We start from the raw sequence: 18,603 nt of genomic DNA, 5'->3' as shown, positions 1-18,603 counted from the left end.
GGTATATAAATGGGAGGTAAATCATTATGAAATTAAAAAGAACAATGGCACTTATGCTGACTGTTGCCATGGCCGCTTCTTTAGCAGCCTGCGGAAACAGTGAGGGTTCAGGGTCCGCGTCCGCGGATACAACAGCGGAGTCCGCAGGCGATACAGCCGCAGCGTCAGACGATGCTTCCACAGCAGGCGACACAGCAGCCGCTGATGATTCCGCTGCTGCAGATGATGGCACATCAGCAGCCGCTGGCAATTACAATGTGACATGGGATGATATTGTTGATATTGATATGATGTATCTGGCCACAAGCACGATTCCAGCCGGCCTTCAGGATGTTGAGGACGCCATCAATGAGATTACGGAAAATGAGATCAATGTTCACGTTAATCTTGAGATGGTTGAGACCGGAAGCTATGCTCAGCAAGTGAGTCTCCGTATGGCATCCAGCGAGCCCATGGATCTTCTTTTGACCATGCCGATGGACGCGGCGTCCTTTACAACTATGCAGACTCAGAACCAGCTTATGGATATCACAGATCTGCTGGATGAGTATGGTACAGACATTAAAGAAATCCTTGGGGACAAACTCAAAGGGACATCTGCTGATGGCCGTGTTTACGGTGTTCCGGGAAATCGTACATACGTTGCAAGCACCTGGATCATCATGCGTACTGATGTTCTGGAGGACCTTGGCCTTCTTGAAAAAGCTCAGAACATGACAAGTCTTGCCGAGTACGAAGAAATTCTTGAAGCTGTGAAAAACAGTGATAAATGGGGCAACCTGGCAGGTATTGTATCTTCCGACGGATTTGGCAACTGCCTTGGCATCAATCCTGGATACCTGGCAACAGATACTTTCGCTGAGGCCACCTGCTATGACTCTTTAGGGGATAACAATAACGTGATTTCCATTAATCCTGACGGCAGCGATACGACAATCCGCAATAACTATGAAACAGAAGAATTCCAGGCTGTTGTTGAGAAAATGCGCGAGTGGTATAATAAAGGTTATGTTTACAAAGATACAGCGACCAACGGCGAAATGGCTGAAACTATGGTTCAGTCAGGCGTAGCTTTCTCTTACCTTGGCAACTGCGAGGAGGGCGTTGAGACACTGAAATCCGCAGCCTGCGGCATGCCGATGACATGTGTTCCCATTATTACATATCCTGTAACAACAAGCTCTCTGACAAAGTTTGTGTGGACGATTCCTAACTCCGCAAAAGAGCCGGAAGCAGCCATGACATTCCTTGATATGATGTTTACAGATTCCCGTATTGCAAACCTTCTCGCATGGGGGATTGAAGGCCGCGACTACGAAGTTGTTGACGGACAGGCAAATTATGTTAATGGAGAAGAAGGAGCCTATCATTCCGATGACTTCCTGTTTGGCAATCAGTTTATCACACTTCCCTGGTACGGCGATGGTGCTGACTTCCGTGAGAGATGCCAGGAAGTTGAGGAGGAGGGAGGCGTCAGCGCTTACCTTGGCTTTGCCTGCGACACATCCTCCATTACAAATGAAATCGGCGCCGTAACTAATGTTATTGCCGAATATAAAGCCCAGATTCAGACAGGCGCCGGCGATGAATCCGCTTATACAGATTTTGTCCAGAAGCTGAAAGATAACGGTGTGGACAAGATCATTGAATGCTATCAGACTCAGCTTAATGAGTGGCTGGAACAGCAGTAATATGAGAAATTTCCTCCTTTTCGTTGGGGGCGCTGTCCCCCATAACCCTTTGATGCTGTTTTGGCTGCGCGAAACAGCATCAAAAACTTAATATTGTAAAAGACAATCCCCCAAAATCCGGGTTTAAAGATACCGGATCCTGGGGGATTGTTTTTTTGTACAAAAATCTCCTGCTTTGATTGTATATATGTGACAAAATTGGTATAATTGACAAAAAGTAGGACTTATGTCCCATGTGCTTGCAAGAAAGAAATACTATGATGGAGGTGTAGTTGATGGAAGAGATGAAAAACCGGAGACTGTTAGACGCGTACATTAAAAAATACCACATTGATGCCTGTTTTTCAGATATTTCCCTGTATTACCCACATATGACCCTGGCCCGTTTCCCAAGACGGACATTTCTGTACACAGATTCGGAATTTGCCAGGTATATTTATTTTATGGTTGAGGGCAGATATAAGGTTTATGGAAATGTGGACAGCGGCAAACGGATCCTGTACCGTTTTTGCCAGGCTTTTTCCATTCTTGGGGAAATGGAGTTTATTCTGGGGCCTGAAGAACGCAGAGATGACAACAGCGTGGAGATGGTGGAGGATTGTGTGGCCCTGCTTTTAGATTACGGGGAAATTAAAAACCAGTTGAGAAGCGACCCTGTATTTTTGTTCTTTATGTGTGAAAATCTGGTCGAAAAGTCAGGGTATTTTGGCAATATGCAGCTTGTCAATAATCTGAGCAGCGCTCAGGAAAAGGTGGCCAGGTATCTGAAAAATTCATCGAACGCCGCGGGCTTTTTTCGGGAGAATCAGGTGATTGCCGCGGAGCAGCTTGATATCAGTTACCGGCATTTTCACAGGATATTAAAAAAATTTGTGGAAAACGGATGGCTGAGAAGAGTTGACGGAGGTTATCAGATCCTTGAGGCAGATATTGTGAGTCTGAGCAGTCGGGAACAAAAAACTGAAAACTAAAACCGGGAGGCACAGGGGGAACACAGGATATACGGGGCGCAGGGCCTCCCTAAGCGAGGAGGAACGGGTTTATGACAAAAAAAATGACAGCCTTAATTATGGCAATGAGTCTGGCGGCGGCAGCCGCAGGATGTGGAAGCTCAGAGAGCGGCACAGCCAGTACAGCAGCGGACAGTGGAAGCAGCGCGGCTGATGAAAGCGCCACTGGCGGCAGCCTGAGCGCGGAGGGAGATACTCAGGGTACAGACAGCACCCAGGGAGAAAATCTGGAAGATGTGGCAGAGATTGTTATGGCCTTTTATTCGCCTAGGGCCATATCTACCGACGACGTCCAGAGAGTGGCCGACGCTATCAATGCCATCACTGTGCCGGAAATCAGTACATCAGTGACGCTCCTTTCTCTGGAGCAGGGCAACTGGGATCAGCAGATCAATCTGATGATCTCCGGCGGAGAGCAGCTTGACCTGCTGCCTACATTTTTCTATGGCTCCACGGCGATTTCTGCGCTGAAGGCACAGAATCAGCTTAATCCTCTGGATGATCTTCTTGCGGAGTACGGACAGGATTTAACGACGGCAATGCCGGAGGGGTATTTTAACGCTACCACTCAGGATGGTTCCATCTACGGAGTGCCGGTGATTTCCGCAAAGGCTGGGGGATCATTCTGTTTCATGCGCAAAGATGTGCTGGAAGAACTTGGGCTTTTGGAGGCCGCCCAGAGCGCCGATTCTATGGCGGATCTGGAAGCTATTTTCCAGACGGTGAAAGATGAGACTGATCTGACGCCCATCGTACCGGCGTCCACCTCCGGCGTATGGAACTTTGCCAATGTATTTACCACCGGCGATTTTGCCGACGCGGTGACTTATGAAGATCTGATCGGCGGTTATATCGGTATTCTTTCCGATAATCCAAACCAGATTGTTAATCTCTATGATACTGAAGCTTATCAGGAGTCCTGCCGGATGCTTCAGCGGTGGTATGAGGCCGGTTATATTTACGCCGACGCCGCCACAGACGACCAGATGCCGGAGGAGTATATTAAGGCCGGGACAGCGTTCTGTTACTTTAACGGAACCGAGTTAAATGCGCTGGATACAGTAAACCAGAATTGCCAGCAGGAAATGGTTCCTGTGGAGATTGCCCGGACGCCTCTGACTACATGGAATGTAGGGACGATCACATGGACCATACCGGTGACTGCCAGAGAGCCGGAAGCGGCTATGAAGTTTTTAAATATGATGTATACTGACGAGCGCATTGTGAACCTGTTAAACTATGGTGTTGAAAATGAAGATTATGTGGTTGGCGAGGACGGAAGATTCTCTTTCCCGGAAGGCAAGGATATGAATTCTGTGGGCTACTATAACGGCTATACATGGCTCTTTGGCAACCAGTTCCTTGCAGGAGTCAGAGATACGGAGGCTTCGGATATCCGCGAGAAGGGACAGCAGTACGACGCTGAGGCCACACTGTCTTCCAATTTTGGCTTTTCCGCAAACTCCACCGGAATGGATACCCAGATCGCGGGGATGACCAGCGCGAAGAATGAATATGTCCGCGGTTTAAATTGCGGTATCGGTGATGCAGACGCCAATTTAAGTGAGTTGCATAACAAGATGGAAGCCGCCGGCGTCCAGGATGTTATCGACAATGTACAGCAGCAGTTAGAGACATGGCAGGCGTCTCAGGAATAATATCAGGAGGAAATTTATCAAAGATGACAGAACGGGAAAACTTCTTTTTAGTTTATAATCATCAGAAACCGGCATGGATGCCTAATTTTTATGACGCCTATGCCCCTATGGGCGCCTCAGTACTTAATAATCAGGGGGACTATATGCGGGGCGGAAAGGATATGTTTGGGGCAAAATGGATCTGCACGGAGGATACCGGATGGCAGGCCATCCCTGACCCTTATTACCATGTGCTTGAGGATATTACAGAGTGGAAAAAATATATTGAATTTCCGGATCTTGACGCTATGGATTGGGAAGGGGCTGCCCAAAGAGATCTTGCCCGGATAGACCGAAATGAAAAAGTTGTGGCCTGCTTTGGCATGGAAGGCAATTTTAACCGGCTCCAATCCCTTATGGGTACATGTGAAGCGCTTATTGCCATGCTTGAGGAGCCTGAAGCGGTTTATGAATTTTTTGAGGCCCATACAAAGTTTAAAATGAAAACCATAGAAAAGATTGCCTATTACTATAAACCGGATATTTATGTCAATGGCGATGATGTATGTTCCGGCGACGGCCTGTTTTTTTCAAAAGCAATGTATGATGATCTGATTAAGCCCTTTGAGATGATGCTGGGAAAGACGGCGGTAAACTGTGGACTGATCCTGGAACATCATGTGTGCGGAAAGGCAGAAGCCATTATTCCGGATATCGTGGAGACAGGGGCGACGATCTGGCAGACCGGACAGATCATGAATGACCTTAACGGGATTGAAGCCAGATATGGAGACCGGCTGTTAATCCACGGCGGATGGGATTCCACAGGCCCTCATAACTTTGAAGGGGCATCTGAGGAAATGGTTCGCGCGGCCACGCGCAAAGTCGTTGACGACTATGGTAAAAACGGGCATTTCGCCCTGTTCCCCATTGTTATGGGGGATCCGGCAAATCCGGAAATCGCCCGAAGGCGGTCCTGGGTTTGTGATGAGTGCCGCAAATACAGTGAAGCGTTATATCGATAACCCTATATAGGCGTCCTCTAGGCCAATTCCCCCACAGCTTGCTGTGGGGGAATTGGCCTTTGTGCTGCTTTGGCACATGAGCCTCTGTTCACAGGGCATTCACAGGGCATTAACCTGGATACAGGCATGTTGACATAGTTCTTTGGTCAATGCTAAAATGAATCATAACAGGAGGAATGACGCCATGATCTATCTGGATAACGCGGCGACGACCATTCATAAGCCGCCTTGTGTCATTGAGGCGGTGGCAGAGGCTATGACCAGTCTTGGCAACAGCGGCAGAGGGGCTAACGCCGGAGCTATGTCCGCGGCCCGGCTCATCTATTCTGCCAGGGAGACGGCGGCCCGGATGTTTCACCTGGACGATCCACAGCGGGTGTGTTTTACAGCCAATTCCACAGAGGCGCTGAATACGGCGATTTTTGGCTTGATCAATTCCGGGGATCATGTCATATCCACAGATTTGGAGCATAATTCAGTGCTTCGGCCTCTGTATCACCTGCAGGCGCTGGGAACCCAGGTCAGTTTTTTGCCGGCGGACGCGCTGGGAAATGTGGATATTTCTCAGATAGAGACTATGATCCGGAAAAATACAAAGGCGATTGTCTGCACTCACGCCTCCAATCTGACGGGAAACCTTATAGATATTGCCAGGGTGGGGCAGATCGCTGAAAAATACGGCCTTCTGTTCATCGCCGACGTGTCCCAGACTGCGGGCAGTTTTCATATTCACATGGCAGATATGGGGATCAGCGTTTTGTGTTTTACCGGACATAAAGGGCTGATGGGTCCCCAGGGCACCGGCGGCCTGTGTGTGGCCGGGGGCGTCAATATCCGCCCCCTGAAAATGGGCGGCACCGGCGTCCAGACTTATCTGCAGGAACAGCCGCCCCAGTATCCCACCCGTCTGGAGGCGGGAACCCTCAATGGTCACGGGATTGCCGGACTGAAAGCGGCTATGGACTATATTCTGGAAATTGGAACAGACGTAATCCACAAAAATGAATCCCGTCTGGCGGCCGCCTTTTATGAAGGTATTAAAGATTTTCAGGGCGTCCGAGTGTATGGTGATTTTTCTGGGGATCGGGCGCCTATTGTGGCTCTGAATATTTCCGGCTATGATTCCGGGGAGGTGGAAGATATTTTATCTCAGGAGTTTGATATCGCTGTCCGTTCCGGCGCCCACTGCGCCCCAAGGATGCATGAGGCTCTGGGAACAAAGGCGCAGGGGGCGGTGCGTTTTTCTTTTGGATGGTTTAATACAGCGGATGACGTGGATCAGGCTATTGAGGCGGTAAGGAGGATCGCAAAACGATGAGGGAGAAAACTTTAAAATTGATCATCACCTTTCACACCACGGCGGCGGCCATGGCTATGGAGAAAATATGTGCCCTCAGGGGCCTTCCCGGACGCCTGGGGCCGGTGCCCCGGTCGGTGACTTCGGACTGCGGCATTGCCTGGTGGGCGGATCCTGAGGAACGCTTTCTGTTTGAGACTGGGGAGGATTTCCCTGAGTTTGAGGGAATCTATGAGGTTCTCTCTTACAATTCATAGATTTCCAGCGATGCGGCGGGGGTGTGGTTTTGTCCTGCCATTGGAAAAGATCACGGATTCACAGGGGTTAAAAGAGCTGGTATAATTATGGCGTCGTTTCCGTTGAATTACGGAGACTCCGAAAAACATCAGATGAGGTGCTTTGTTATGAAAAGATTTATGTCACAGAATGGGATCATTCTACTCACGGGAGTTGTCATCGGCATTGCGGCGCTGACCCTGACATTTCTTGGAAATCCGGCCAACATGGGTTTTTGTATCGCCTGCTTTCTCCGGGATATTTCCGGAGCGTTGAAACTCCATTCCACGGCCACGGTTCAGTATTTCCGGCCGGAGATTGTCGGAATCATTGCCGGAGCGGCCGTTACAGCCTTCGCCGCGAAAGAGTTTAAGGGAAAGGGCGGCTCATCGCCGGTGGTCCGTTTTATCTTGGGCGCCTTTGTCATGATCGGGGCACTGATGTTTTTGGGGTGCCCGCTGAGAATGGTTATCCGCATTGGCGGCGGCGATTTCAACGCGATCTTGGGCCTTATCGGTTTTGTGGCCGGTATTTTGGAGGGTATTATTTTTCTGAAAAAAGGCTTTACTCTGAACCGGGCTTACCGCCAGTCCAAAGGGGAGGCTCTGGGACTTCCGGCAGTTTTTGTTATTTTATTTGTTTTTACACTTGTATTTCCTGCGGCATTTCAGGTTTCCGCAGAAGGTCCGGGAAGTATGCACCCATTATGGATTGTGTCGCTGGTTGCCGGACTGGTCGTGGGCGGCCTGTGCCAGAGGAGCCGCATGTGTATGGTGGGCGGCATCCGCAACAGCGTAATGTTTAAGGATTTCAGTCTGATCATGGGCTTTGCGGCCATTATCGTCACTGTGGTAATCGGAAATCTGATCCTTGGCAGTTTTCATCCCGGTTTCGCGGGACAGCCTGTGGCCCACAGCGACGGTCTCTGGAATTTCCTGGGTATGGCTTTAGTGGGATGGATGTCCATTCTCCTTGGCGGATGCCCGCTGCGGCAGCTCATCCTTGCCGGCGAGGGGAATACCGATTCGGCGGTGACAGTCATAGGTATGATTGCCGGAGCCGCTTTCTGCCACAACTTTGGCCTGGCCTCATCCGCAGACGGCCCGACCTTTAACGGAAAAGTAGCGGTTATTCTTGGTTTTGCTGTGGCGGCAGCAGTTTCCGCCGCATTTACATGGAGGAAAGAAAAATGAAGCAGATTGACGCGAGAGGATATATATGCCCCACACCAGTGCTTATGGTGCAGAAGGAAGTGAAGGACAGCGCGCCCTCAGAGCTGGAAGTTCTTGTGGATGACCGCTGCGCAGTGGAAAATGTGACCCGGTTTGGCACAAATCAGGGCTATGCGGTGACAACCGAGAGTTATAACGGAGATGAATTTAAGCTGACGCTGAAAAAGTAGAAAGTCTGAACAAAGACAGGCCTGGCGGGAAAAGATGGAGGAACGAAAAAAACGGGGGATTCAGGTAATGGAAGATATGCGAATGGATCAAAATGGCGTAAAAGATAATGTAAAGCTGACAAAATTGTCAAAGTGCGCCGGATGCGGTGCCAAAGTAGGAGCCGGAGTGCTGGCGAAGCTTTTGTCGGATATTAAGGTTCACCGTGATCCAAATCTTTTAGTGGGCTTTGATAAAAGCGATGATGCTTCGGTATATAAGATTTCAGACGAGCTGGCCCTTGTCCAGACTGTCGATTTTTTCCCACCGATCGCGGATGATCCTTATATTTACGGGGCCATTGCTGCGGCCAATGCCCTGTCTGACGTTTATGCCATGGGCGGTGAGCCAAGACTTGCCCAGAATATTATGGCGGTGCCTGAGAAGATGCCTTCGGAGGCTGTCCATGAGATCTTAAAAGGAGGTTATGATAAGGTATATGAGGCCGGAGCCCTGATTACAGGAGGGCACAGCATTTTTGACGATGAACCCAAATATGGTCTGGCAGTAACCGGCTTCGTCCATCCAAAGGGGCTGCTGACCAATTCCGGGGCGCGGCCGTCGGATGTTTTGATCTTTACAAAACCCCTGGGTATGGGTATTATAAGCACTGCAATGAAGGCGGATCTTGTGTCTGATGAGACACGGGAGCGGGCCTATGAAATTATGATGACCTTGAATAAAAAAGCCAGGGATATTATGGTAAAATACCGGGTTCATGCCTGCACTGACGTCACCGGTTTTGGTATGCTTGGACATCTTCTGGAAATGGCCCAGGGCAGCAACGTCTGCATCCGGATCCGGACAGATAGCGTGGATTATATCGAGGAGGCTCTGGAGTTTGCCCGCCTTGGGATTTTGCCTGCAGGAATGTACCGCAACCGGTCTTTTGCCCAGGAGTGGGTAGATGAGGGCAGCGTCTCTTTGGAGATTCAGGATATCCTCTATGATCCTCAGACTTCCGGCGGACTTTTGATGGCTGTGGACCCAGACGATGCCAGACTGCTTTATGAGGAGTTGAAAGGGCAGGTGCCATCAGCAAGAATTATCGGTGAGATCGGCGCTTATAAAGGCGGAAAGCGGATATTTTTATATTGAAATAGGGCTACTGTTCACATTGTGAGCAGCAGGGCAGGACGGCGGGCATAAGGTATGTGGAGGCAGTATAGTTGAAAGATATTGAGATTAATTATTATTCAGAAAGGGGCAGCTACTTTTTGCCTCATGCCCACCGTGAACTTGAAATGCATTATATTTTTAAAGGTTTTGGGACGGTGGTTATGGATGGAAAAGAGCATCGTCTGTCTGACGGTGATTTTTTTGTGATCCATCCGGGGGCAGTCCATGAGGCTGTACTTACAGAAGTGTCCCAGGGACTTCAGATTCTTGTCCCAGAGGAGTTCCTGGAATGTTATGTGCCTGGGTTTGAACAGTGGATGATTTTGTGCGGCCCGGATAAGATAAGGACAGGCCAATGGAAGGATTATGAGAAGATCTGTGAAAATATGCAGTCTATTCCCGGTATATACACAGGCGGAAAGCCTGGGGCGCGGCTGGCATGGACGGCAAAAGTTATGGATATTTTAGCAGTGCTTGTCAATGTGTTTGGTATATACAGGGCCAGAGAAGACGGGGACGCGGCTACAGATCCCAGACATCGCATACAGGAGATGGCGGCCTATGTGGAGGAACATCATATGGAAGATCTGACTTTGGAAATGATTGCCGGGAATTTTGGCCTGAGCCGGGAGTATTTCAGCCGTTTCTTCAAAAAATATATGGGCGTAAATTTTATCCGTCATCTCCACCTTGTACGGCTTACCCATATCCATGAAGAGCTTCTCTCTTCTGAGGACAGTATTATGGAGATTGTCTCCCGCCATGGATTTAATAATTATAAGCTGTTTACAAAAATGTTCAGAGAAATTTACGGATGTGCGCCCCGGACTTTGAGAAAGGTCCGGGAAGGAAAAAACGGAAATGATGAAAAACATGAGGGGCAGTAAGGCGATGAAAGTCATTAAGCTGGAGAAAATCTCTGCCAAAGCAGTGAGGGATCAGATGAAAAGCACATGGAAAAAGTTTACCCAGGCCCTTCCGGTGATTGTTTTCTTCCTTTTTTTGTTTTGTACAGTTATCTGGATTTTCGGCTCCCACTGTGTCATGGTCGTTTCCATTGTCACTGTTGTGTTTAAAGGAAATTATAAAAAACGCCAGTCTTGGGGAAGCCTTTTTCGGGTCGCCGGCCTTCAGATATTTTTGTGCGCCCTGGCCTATGTGGCTACATGGAATTTGGCGCTGAGGCTGATTCTCAATTTTATTATACCTTTCTGCCTCATCTTTTTAAAAGCCAGCCAGTTTAACAAACTGGCCTATTTTTCCGGGCTGATGACATTTACATTTCTCCAGCTTTTGCCTATGGATTTTTCCGGCTTTATAGCCCAGACGGCGGCATTTTTTTATGCTATGGCCTGTTTTCTGGCGCTGACGGTCATTTACCGGCTGACCCATCCCCTTACCCCGGATTACAGCCGCCCGAAAAAAGGGCTTTTAGTCTATGCTTCATGGCTGAGAAGCTGCCTTAACAAGGAGGCGGACAGGGAGGCGGAAACCACCCTGTACAGCCTGTCTCAAAGTCTTTACCGGGACGCTTATATGCGCAGGGGGCGGCGGGAGATCGTTGACGTGGAAGGCAAAGTTTCCTATGACTTTGCCCTGATCTTTCAGCGGGCCGCCTATTTTATCGGCAGCGGCCGGGAACTGCCATGGTCATCGGAGGATGATTTGTGTCAAAAAGAAAAAGATTTTGTAAGGCGCTGCGGGGGTTACCTGGCAGACGCTGGCGGCTGTGATTTCTGGAAAGAAGAATACCGATCGCCCCTCCTTGACCGGGGAAAAGCACTTGTGGAGGAGGCTAAAACTTACGATACAGAAATCTTTGTGGTAATGCAAAATTGTGTCCGCCCGTTTGTGATCATACTGGATACGCTCAGACAATTTGAGGAGGGGCAACTTTCTTCCGGCTGGGATCTGCCCCGTCACCAGCGGGCGGCTGGGCGGTTTCGCTATCATCTTCAGATGGACGCCTTTGAGTTCCGATTTGCCATGCGCATGAGCCTTGTCCTTGTCCTGACTTTTGCCTATGTGGTTATCAGCGGTGCGGATCACGGTTACTGGCTTCCACTCAATGCTTTTTTGCTGCTCCGGCCCATGTATGAGGACAGCCAGTACCGCATGAAAACCCGTTTTGCCGGCACTGTAGCCGGATGCGCTGTCATGGCGGTGATCTATCCTCTGCTGCCGGGCTACATCGGCCATTTGATCCTGGCCGGGCTTATGGCGGCATGTATGTATATGGCGACGCCGGGAACGCGGGTTCACGCCGGCTTTGTTACCTGTTTCGGGCTGTCTATGGCGACCCTGGCTATGGGCGAGACCACAGCTATTGAGCTTCGCATCCTCTATGTGGCGGCGGCTGTGGCCATTGTCCTTGTGATCAACAGATTTTTCTTCCCCACAAGTATGGGACAACAGTTTCATTATAATATACAGCAGATTTTTCATATGCATCATGTGTATCTGCGCATTCTTGGAGGCTCTTTAAGTATGCCCCTGGATTATGGGATCATTTGCGACGCACAGTTAGAATACCACATGATTCATGTTCAACTGAGAGACTATGTGGAAAAAAATCATCCCGACAAAAGCCCCGTCTATCTGGAATTTTTGAGGATTTCCCAGCGGATGGTATCGGAAATGGAACAGATGCTTTTTCTTGTCAATAACCGCCGCCGTGGGCTGACCGCCATGAAAACACTGGAAGATTATATCGCCTTTACCGATTACGTTCTCAACCAGGCCCAGCAGCGTCTCAGGCTGAAGCCGGAGCGGCATACCCGAAAGATCCGGGATCTGGATTACCACCGCACTATTCCCGGAGAGCCGGAGCTGTCTTACCTTATGACCCGGTATGGAAAAAATGTGTCCAGAGTCTACCGCCTTATCTGCGAAAAATCGTATCAGTAACCGTAATTGCCCAGCCCTTGTGTGGTATCATGGCCGCTCCGGTGTGGGCGCACTGGGGCGGCTTATAATTTGCTTTTTGCGATTTCACTCTTGACAAATATTTTTTTAGGACGTATTCTTTAAGTAGTCATGGACAGATTTTTTATTTTGTCCATGGTTCACAATCAAAAGCGTTAAAAGCAGTGAAAAGAAGAGTAGATACCTTAAACGTTGTTACAGAGAGCTTCCTGTGGTGAGAAGAAGCGCAGACGCAGGTATTGAACATGGCCTTGGAGCCGCGCACCGAGAGTATTTTTCCGGATTTTAGAGCGGGAGGATATTTTAGGCTGCGACGGGGGCGCCCGTTACAGCGCCGGAGTATAAGAAGGGGAACTTTTGGCGAAAGATCTGTATTTGCCAGTCCCGGATATTGTACTTATTGAGGTTCGCCGCCGCGAGGCGCGGATAAATCCAGGTGGTAACACGAAGTATAGACTCTCGTCCTGAAATTTCAGGGCGGGTTTTTTTATTTTCCCGGAACTGTGTTCCGGGAAAATAAAAAAGCGCTCCGCGCGGGATCGCACTGCGGCAAAGAAGAAGATGCCGCTGACGCGGCTTGCCGCAGGCGTAGAATCCTGGGAAGCAGGATTCTATATGAATTCCCAAAACTGTGTTCCGGGAAAATAAAAAAGATTGTAACAGGAGGAATGAGAGATGGCAAAGAAACCTTACTACATTACAACGGCCATTGCCTACACATCAGGTAAACCCCATATTGGAAATACTTATGAGGCTGTGCTGGCCGACAGTATTGCCCGCTTTAAGCGGATGGAAGGCTATGATGTGCGCTTCCAGACCGGTACTGACGAGCATGGACAGAAAATTGAGATCAAGGCTGAGGAAGCCGGCGTAACGCCGAAAGCGTTTGTGGACAATGTTTCCGGACAGATAAAAAATATTTGGGATCTGATGAATACGTCCTATGACAAATTTATCCGCACAACAGATGCAGACCATGAAAAACAGGTGCAGAAGATCTTTAAAAAGCTTTATGACCAGGGCGATATTTATAAAGGCTATTATGAAGGCAAATACTGCACGCCCTGCGAGTCTTTCTTTACAGAGAGCCAGCTTGTGGATGGCAAGTGTCCGGACTGCGGCCGGGAAGTGGTGGATGCCAAAGAGGAAGCCTACTTCTTTAAGCTGAGTAAATACGCGGATCGTCTCATCGACTATATTAATGAGCATCCGGAGTTTATCCAGCCAGAATCCCGGAAAAATGAAATGATGAACAATTTCCTCCTGCCCGGCCTTCAGGATCTGTGTGTTTCCCGTACAAGTTTTTCCTGGGGGATTCCTGTGGATTTTGACCCGAAACATGTGGTTTACGTGTGGATTGACGCTTTAAGCAACTACATTACCGGACTTGGTTATGATCTGGATGGCAACAGCGATCCTATGTTTGAAAAATACTGGCCGGCGGATCTTCACCTCATCGGTAAGGATATTATCCGTTTCCATACTATTTACTGGCCAATCATGCTTATGGCGCTGGATCTGCCTTTGCCAAAACAGGTATTCGGACATCCGTGGCTTTTGATGAACGGCGGAAAGATGAGTAAATCCAAAGGCAATATTATTTACGCCGATGATCTGGTGGATTTCTTTGGCGTGGACGCGGTGCGCTACTTTGTTCTCCATGAAATGCCTTTTGACAATGACGGCACTATCACATGGGAGCTGATGGTAGAGCGGTTAAATTCTGATCTTGCCAATATTCTCGGAAATCTGGTGAACCGGACCATTTCCATGAACAATAAATATTTCGGCGGCGTTATCTCCAATCCAGGAGTTTGTGAGACTGTGGATGAGGAATTAAAGGCCGTGGCTTTGGCTATGCCGGGAAAAGTGGCAGAAAAGATGGATAAGCTGCGGGTGGCTGACGCTATTTCCGAGATTTTTGTACTCCTGCGCCGTTGCAATAAATATATTGATGAGACAGAGCCATGGGTACTGGCAAAAGATGAATCTAAAAAAGACCGTCTGGCAACAGTGCTTTATAATCTTATGGAGGGTATCCGCATCAGTGCCGTATGCCTTGAGGCATTTTTGCCGGATACAGCAAAAAAAATATTGGATCAGTTAGGCACACAGCGCCGTTCTTACGAGGAGCTTGGCGAGTTTGGACAGCTTGAGACCGGAGGCAAAGTGGTTGAAAAGCCGGAGATCCTTTTTGCCCGCCAGGATCTGAAGGAAGTTATGGAAAAGGTTGAGGCCATGCATGAGGCCCGCGCTGTCAAAGAGGAAGGGCCTGCTCAGGAAGAAAATGCCCAAGATGAGGAAGTCATCGACATTGAGGCCAAGCCTGAGATCACCTACGATGATTTCTCAAAGCTTCAGTTCCAGGTAGGCGAGATCATTGCCTGTGAGGAAGTGAAAAAATCCAAAAAGCTTCTCTGCTCTCAGGTAAAAATCGGCAGCCAGGTGAAACAGATCGTTTCCGGAATTAAGAAATACTATTCTGCGGAAGAAATGGTTGGCAAAAAGGTTATGGTCCTTGTCAACTTAAAGCCTGCGAAGCTGGCGGGAATCCTGTCGGAAGGCATGATCCTGTGCGCTGAGGATGCCCAAGGAAATCTGTCCTTAATGGTTCCTGAGAAGGAAATGCCTGCGGGAGCTGAAATCTGCTGATGTCATGCTGGCTGTATATGTTATAGAAATTATCGGGACAGTGGCCTTTGCCTCTTCGGGGGCGATGATCGGTATTCGGAAAAATATGGATATTTTCGGCATTAATGTCCTTGCCATCACAACGGCTCTTGGCGGAGGCCTGATCCGGGATTTGGTTCTTGGCATTACCCCGCCCAATATGTTCAGGGACAGCTCCTACGCCGTTGTCTCAATACTTACAGCATGTCTGCTGTTTTTGCTGTTCCGGCTGCGCCGTGAGCTTTTGTCCGGCCATTTTGTAGAAACTTACGAAAAGTGGATGAACGTTATGGACGCCATCGGTCTTGGCGCTTTTACAGTTATCGGTATCGACACTGCATTGCAGAAAGGATATAAAAGTATTTTTCTTCTTCTGTTTGTGGGAGTGATCACCGGTATCGGCGGTGGGATGATCCGGGATATTATGGCGGGAAATACACCTTTTGTTTTTATTAAGCATGTGTATGCCTGCGCCTCCATTGCCGGAGCTGTGGCCTGTCTGATTTTCCGGCTCTTTCTTGGAGATACTCTGGCCATGATCATCGCCGCGGCCCTGGTCGTTCTCATTCGGCTGTTGGCGGCCCATTACCGCTGGAACCTGCCCCGGATCCAGTAACAGTCAGATCTTGCGGCGCTGGCCAAATGGATGGGCAAGTGCATCCGTCTGGCTCACTGCTCGCGGAAATAAGGAGTGTGATTTATGGTATCCCACAACAATCAGAAAAAAGTGGCGGTCATCAGCGATCTGACAGGCTTTGGACGATGTGCCCTGACCGTGTCTATCCCGGTGATCTCAGTTATGGGACTGGCCTGCTGTCCGGTGCCGACGTCCATCTTATCCAACCACACCGCTTTTGCCTCTTGTTTTATTGACGACTACACAGATAAAATGGAGCCTTATATCCGGGAATGGGGAAAACTGGGCCTGAAATTTGACGGGATCTACACCGGATTTCTCGGCTCTGAGGCACAGATGGATATTGTCCGCCGCTTTTTTGAGGATTTTTCTTCAAAAGATACACAGATTATTATTGATCCGGTCATGGGAGACAATGGAAGGACATACCGCACGTACACGGCGCCTATGTGCCGGGCCATGAAAGAGCTGGTCACGGCGGGAAATATTATCACGCCAAATGTGACGGAGGCGTGTATACTCACCGATACTCCCTGGCAGCAAAGCTGGAATGAAAGGGAGATCCGGGCCCTGGCCGGGAAGCTGACGGCCATGGGACCTGAAAAGATCGTTATCACAGGCATCGAATCACGAGATGGGACATTTGCCAATTACTGTATGGAAAAGGACGCCGGCCAGTGGCTTCCCTTTACATCGGCAGGGCAATCCCGGTGCGGCACCGGGGACTTATTTGCCTCCATTATCGCGGCGGACGCAGTGAAGGGGACGGCGCTGGCCGCCTCTGTGAAGAAGGCGGCGGACTTTGTGGCAAAGTCCATCCGCCTGTCCGCTTCTATGGAGATCCCTCTGACCGACGGGGTCAGCTTTGAGCCCCTGCTAAGAGATCTTGTTTAAACTGCAGATGGTTGGTTTTATAAAAGCTTCCGCAGACAAACTTGCGCCGCGCTTTTATGAAACCGGCCCCCTGACAGGACAGTGATATTTCTATTCTTTTCCTGTTTTACAGGGGATGAAATATCGGCACCATTCTTTCATAAGTACAAAAATGCGTATAGTCTAATTCTTTTAATAATTCTTTTGTCTCTTTTATATAGGTTCCCAGGTGTTCTGGCCTGTGGCTGTCGCTGCCAATGGTAATAATCTTTCCGCCAAGGGCTTTATATAATTTAAGAATTTCCCTGGATGGCGTCGTATCAGAAAGTCCATAGCGGTAGGAAGACGTATTGACCTCGATTCCTTTGCCATCGGTGATGACCGTCTTTAAGATTTCCTCTATCAGAGGTTTTACGTTTGGGAACGGATATGTCCAAAATTCCTGATCGTTGACCTGATGAATTGACAAAATAATAAAGTCAAAGGGATAGCGATGATAAAGAGAACGAAACATAGGGATGGTATGTGTCTGGATTCCAAATTCAAGCCCCGTCCGTATACGAATTTTACTTCCATAAAGAGCCTGCATCTTTTTGATTTCTTCCATATAGCGGGGATAATCTACATTTGCCAGGGGTTCTCCGTTTCGATATTTAATTTCCTGCCCGCTGTCCCAGTCCCATTTCACTCCGTAATCAACATGATCGGTAAAACATATCTCCTCTAATCCCAGTCGGATTGCGTCTGTGATAACATGTTCCATACAATAGGTGGAATCATCACTATATTCGGTATGTACATGATAGTCCGCTAACATATCTTTCCCTCCATTGGCAGATTTTTTTGCAATCTGAACGGTTACCTGATTTTATGAATTTTTTCTTAAATCTGTTGGATAGCCGCCCGGTTTGGTATATAATAAAACAGTGCTGTGAAATGATATTGTAAAATATTAGTAACAAATGTGAAATATATCAGACGGAGGATGCCCCCGCCTCTATAAGCGGTGGGTAACAAATTCGTTTCAGTGGCGGGTGTCAATCCCCCCATCTGATATACGCTCCGCGAGGATGCGCAAGGATTCGGATAGGAATTATGTCGGCTAAAGCCTACCCGAATCCTGCGCCAAGACTCGTGAGCGAGTCTTGAATAGAGATATGGAGGGAAAATATGATTTTTGATACCCATGCTCATTATGATGATGAGCAGTTTGATAAAGACCGGGAAGAATTGCTTGCCAGCCTTTCCGGTCATAATATCGGTCGGGTGGTGAATATTGGTGCCAACATTGAATCCACGAAAGCGGCTGTGACCCTGGCGCAGAAGTATCCCTTTATTTACGCGGCCGTGGGCGTTCATCCCAGCGACGCGGGGGAGATGAGCGAGGACGTGTGCCGGTGGCTGAAAAGTCTCACCGAGCTTAAAAAAGTGGTGGCTGTGGGGGAGATCGGTTTGGATTACTATTGGGATAAAGATGCCAGTGTGCGGGAAAATCAGAAAAAATGGTTCATCCGTCAGCTTGATTTGGCCAGGGAGTGCGGCCTCCCAGTAAGTATCCACTCTAGGGACGCGGCTTGTGATACCCTGGATATTATGCGGGCCCACGGGCGGGATCTTGGCGGTGTGATCCATTGCTTTTCCTACTCTGTGGAGATGGCGCGGGAGTATGTAAAAATGGGATATTATATCGGCATCGGCGGTGTTGTCACCTTTAAAAACGCCAGGACAGTGAAAGCTGTAGTGGAGGATATTCCTCTGGAGCGCATTGTCCTTGAGACGGACTGCCCTTATCTGGCTCCAGAACCGAACCGGGGAAAGAGAAACTCATCCCTGAACCTTCCCTATGTGGTTGAGGCTATCAGTCAGATCAAGGGGCTGTCCAGGGAGAAGGTGGAAGATGTTACATGGAGAAATGCCATGGCCCTGTACCGTATGGAGGCATAAGTCTTTTTACGGGAGCATTAACATGCAAGGACCGGGCTGGTCATAAAAAGAGGTGGTATG

At 48.9% G+C, this 18,603-nt stretch carries 16 protein-coding genes; 15 read left to right on the top strand and 1 reads right to left on the bottom strand.

Going from position 1 to position 18,603, the window contains the following annotated elements:
* Nucleotides 1–26: 26 nt before the first annotated feature.
* The 14 genes from HNP82_RS05160 to HNP82_RS05095 all read left to right on the top strand — a co-directional run bounded on the left by HNP82_RS05160 (nt 27) and on the right by HNP82_RS05095 (nt 16,620).
* Nucleotides 27–1,691 carry an extracellular solute-binding protein gene (locus HNP82_RS05160; protein WP_183772213.1) on the top strand — a complete coding sequence of 555 codons (1,665 nt, stop codon included), beginning with the start codon at nt 27–29 and terminating at the stop codon, nt 1,689–1,691.
* Nucleotides 1,692–1,966: 275 nt separating this feature from the next.
* Nucleotides 1,967–2,662 carry a cyclic nucleotide-binding domain-containing protein gene (locus HNP82_RS05155; protein ID WP_183772211.1) on the top strand — a complete coding sequence of 232 codons (696 nt, stop codon included), beginning with the start codon at nt 1,967–1,969 and terminating at the stop codon, nt 2,660–2,662.
* A gap of 71 nt (nt 2,663–2,733) precedes the next feature.
* Nucleotides 2,734–4,359: an ABC transporter substrate-binding protein gene (locus HNP82_RS05150; RefSeq protein WP_183772209.1), complete on the top strand. Its 1,626-nt coding sequence runs from the start codon at nt 2,734–2,736 to the stop codon at nt 4,357–4,359.
* A 23-nt stretch (nt 4,360–4,382) separates the two neighbouring features.
* Entirely contained in the window at nt 4,383–5,363 is a 981-nt protein-coding gene (locus HNP82_RS05145; RefSeq protein WP_183772207.1) for a uroporphyrinogen decarboxylase/cobalamine-independent methonine synthase family protein, read from the top strand.
* A gap of 184 nt (nt 5,364–5,547) precedes the next feature.
* Complete coding sequence (locus tag HNP82_RS05140) at nt 5,548–6,681, top strand: aminotransferase class V-fold PLP-dependent enzyme (protein ID WP_183772205.1); 1,134 nt, start codon at nt 5,548–5,550, stop codon at nt 6,679–6,681.
* Entirely contained in the window at nt 6,678–6,917 is a 240-nt protein-coding gene (locus HNP82_RS05135) for a DUF3343 domain-containing protein (protein WP_183772203.1), read from the top strand. Before HNP82_RS05140 ends, HNP82_RS05135 begins: the two co-directional genes overlap by 4 nt.
* A 147-nt stretch (nt 6,918–7,064) precedes the next feature.
* Entirely contained in the window at nt 7,065–8,129 is a 1,065-nt protein-coding gene (gene yedE, locus HNP82_RS05130; RefSeq protein WP_207720564.1) for a YedE family putative selenium transporter, read from the top strand.
* Nucleotides 8,126–8,338, top strand: a complete 213-nt coding sequence (locus HNP82_RS05125; RefSeq protein ID WP_183772201.1) for a sulfurtransferase TusA family protein — start codon at nt 8,126–8,128, stop codon at nt 8,336–8,338. The genes yedE and HNP82_RS05125 overlap by 4 nt, the downstream gene beginning before the upstream one ends.
* A gap of 82 nt (nt 8,339–8,420) precedes the next feature.
* Nucleotides 8,421–9,473, top strand: a complete 1,053-nt coding sequence (selD, locus tag HNP82_RS05120) for a selenide, water dikinase SelD (protein WP_183772615.1) — start codon at nt 8,421–8,423, stop codon at nt 9,471–9,473.
* Nucleotides 9,474–9,544: 71 nt separating this feature from the next.
* Nucleotides 9,545–10,381, top strand: a complete 837-nt coding sequence (locus HNP82_RS05115; RefSeq protein ID WP_183772199.1) for an AraC family transcriptional regulator — start codon at nt 9,545–9,547, stop codon at nt 10,379–10,381.
* Nucleotides 10,356–12,401, top strand: coding sequence for an FUSC family protein (locus HNP82_RS05110; RefSeq protein WP_183772196.1), 2,046 nt, complete (start codon nt 10,356–10,358; stop codon nt 12,399–12,401). The genes HNP82_RS05115 and HNP82_RS05110 overlap by 26 nt, the downstream gene beginning before the upstream one ends.
* Before the next feature lie 693 nt (nt 12,402–13,094).
* On the top strand, nt 13,095–15,071 hold the full coding sequence (gene metG / locus HNP82_RS05105; protein WP_183772194.1) for a methionine--tRNA ligase: 1,977 nt from the start codon (nt 13,095–13,097) through the stop codon (nt 15,069–15,071).
* Nucleotides 15,072–15,075: 4 nt separating this feature from the next.
* Nucleotides 15,076–15,705: a trimeric intracellular cation channel family protein gene (locus tag HNP82_RS05100; protein WP_183772192.1), complete on the top strand. Its 630-nt coding sequence runs from the start codon at nt 15,076–15,078 to the stop codon at nt 15,703–15,705.
* Between the two features lie 84 nt (nt 15,706–15,789).
* On the top strand, nt 15,790–16,620 hold the full coding sequence (locus HNP82_RS05095; RefSeq protein ID WP_183772190.1) for a pyridoxamine kinase: 831 nt from the start codon (nt 15,790–15,792) through the stop codon (nt 16,618–16,620).
* Between the two features lie 106 nt (nt 16,621–16,726).
* Here HNP82_RS05095 and HNP82_RS05090 read toward each other — a convergent pair whose 3' ends face one another.
* On the bottom strand, nt 16,727–17,416 hold the full coding sequence (locus tag HNP82_RS05090) for a histidinol-phosphatase HisJ family protein (RefSeq protein WP_183772188.1): 690 nt from the start codon (nt 17,414–17,416) through the stop codon (nt 16,727–16,729).
* Nucleotides 17,417–17,769: 353 nt separating this feature from the next.
* Between HNP82_RS05090 and HNP82_RS05085 the strand changes: the two genes are divergently transcribed.
* On the top strand, nt 17,770–18,543 hold the full coding sequence (locus HNP82_RS05085) for a TatD family hydrolase (protein ID WP_183772186.1): 774 nt from the start codon (nt 17,770–17,772) through the stop codon (nt 18,541–18,543).
* The last annotated feature ends 60 nt before the right edge of the window (nt 18,544–18,603 follow it).

The sequence above is a fragment of the Catenibacillus scindens genome, from assembly GCF_014202115.1.
GTDB lineage: Bacteria > Bacillota > Clostridia > Lachnospirales > Lachnospiraceae > Catenibacillus > Catenibacillus scindens.
Note: the sequence above shows the minus strand (reverse complement) of the source record. Positions and strands in the feature narration are given on the sequence as shown.

Coding starts and splice junctions, on each gene's coding strand:
- HNP82_RS05160 (WP_183772213.1), top strand. CDS start 27: ATGAAATTAAAAAGAACAATGGCACTTATGCTGACTGTTGCCATGGCC.
- HNP82_RS05155 (WP_183772211.1), top strand. CDS start 1,967: ATGGAAGAGATGAAAAACCGGAGACTGTTAGACGCGTACATTAAAAAA.
- HNP82_RS05150 (WP_183772209.1), top strand. CDS start 2,734: ATGACAAAAAAAATGACAGCCTTAATTATGGCAATGAGTCTGGCGGCG.
- HNP82_RS05145 (WP_183772207.1), top strand. CDS start 4,383: ATGACAGAACGGGAAAACTTCTTTTTAGTTTATAATCATCAGAAACCG.
- HNP82_RS05140 (WP_183772205.1), top strand. CDS start 5,548: ATGATCTATCTGGATAACGCGGCGACGACCATTCATAAGCCGCCTTGT.
- HNP82_RS05135 (WP_183772203.1), top strand. CDS start 6,678: ATGAGGGAGAAAACTTTAAAATTGATCATCACCTTTCACACCACGGCG.
- yedE (WP_207720564.1), top strand. CDS start 7,065: ATGAAAAGATTTATGTCACAGAATGGGATCATTCTACTCACGGGAGTT.
- HNP82_RS05125 (WP_183772201.1), top strand. CDS start 8,126: ATGAAGCAGATTGACGCGAGAGGATATATATGCCCCACACCAGTGCTT.
- selD (WP_183772615.1), top strand. CDS start 8,421: ATGGATCAAAATGGCGTAAAAGATAATGTAAAGCTGACAAAATTGTCA.
- HNP82_RS05110 (WP_183772196.1), top strand. CDS start 10,356: ATGATGAAAAACATGAGGGGCAGTAAGGCGATGAAAGTCATTAAGCTG.
- metG (WP_183772194.1), top strand. CDS start 13,095: ATGGCAAAGAAACCTTACTACATTACAACGGCCATTGCCTACACATCA.
- HNP82_RS05100 (WP_183772192.1), top strand. CDS start 15,076: ATGCTGGCTGTATATGTTATAGAAATTATCGGGACAGTGGCCTTTGCC.
- HNP82_RS05095 (WP_183772190.1), top strand. CDS start 15,790: ATGGTATCCCACAACAATCAGAAAAAAGTGGCGGTCATCAGCGATCTG.
- HNP82_RS05090 (WP_183772188.1), bottom strand. CDS start 17,416: ATGTTAGCGGACTATCATGTACATACCGAATATAGTGATGATTCCACC.
- HNP82_RS05085 (WP_183772186.1), top strand. CDS start 17,770: ATGATTTTTGATACCCATGCTCATTATGATGATGAGCAGTTTGATAAA.